Annotated in this window: 1 pseudogene; it reads right to left on the reverse strand. The window is 71.6% G+C overall.

Annotated elements, in window-relative coordinates:
• A pseudogene (locus DW306_RS17765) lies at positions 1-911 on the reverse strand (hypothetical protein); the annotation flags it as partial.

The following is a 911-nucleotide window of genomic DNA, read 5'->3' on the forward strand; positions in this document are numbered from 1 at the left end:
CGCGCCGACGGAGCGCGTCGACGACGCCGCACCCGTGGACGGCTGCCAGGCCGAGGCGAAGTTGCCGAAGACCACGTAGGTCCCCTGAGGAAGGTTGGACGGGATCGGAGCCCCACGGCCGCCGACGTTCGCTGTCGGGTCGTATCCCGAGCCCTTCACGACGACCTTGTCACCGGCCCTGAGGGCGACGCCCTCCGCAGGAGTCGTCCCGTCGGCGAGGAACACCGAGATCGACGGCGAGACCGGCTCCGGGGCGATGGCATCCCAGTCGGCGTCGCTGATCGCGACCGCCGAGCGGGCGAGGATCGTGTCGGCGTTCGGCATCGTGTGCTGCTTCCACACGATCACCTCGTAGGTCTTCGTGCGGTCGAGGTCGGCCGCCGCCGCGGTCAGATCGACCGTGAACGCGCCGCCCGAGGTGCCGCGCACGTATTGCATCGCGAGGAAGCCACCGCCCGCGGTGACATCCGCCTCGGTACCCGTCTCGATCAGCGCCGCGTAGACGCCGGTCGCCGCGCCGAACTTCGAGCCGGCGACCGACGCGGTGATGCCGGGCGCCGCGGCGGAGAGGGCCGAGGTCACGGTGATCTTCGGAGGGATGCTGTAGTTCAGGGCGACGCTGCGCTCCTGGTCGGCGTTGACGACGCCGCCGGCGCCGTACGTGTAGACGCCGTAGGAGCCGGGTGTGGCTGCCGTGTCCTTCAGCGTCAGCGTGGCCTGGAACGTGCCGTCCGCCGCGATGTCCACCCACTGCGCGCGGATGGCCCCCCGGTACTGCGCCGGCACCTGGTCGAGCACGCTCTCGGCGAGCGCCCATGCCTGCGCGCCGACGGAGCGCGTCGACGACGCCGCACCCGTGGACGGCTGCCAGGCCGAGGCGAAGTTGCCGAAGACCACGTAGGTCCCCTGAG

Origin of the sequence: Microbacterium sp. K24 (genome assembly GCF_004794465.1) — a bacterium.
In the GTDB taxonomy this organism is placed as follows: domain Bacteria; phylum Actinomycetota; class Actinomycetes; order Actinomycetales; family Microbacteriaceae; genus Microbacterium.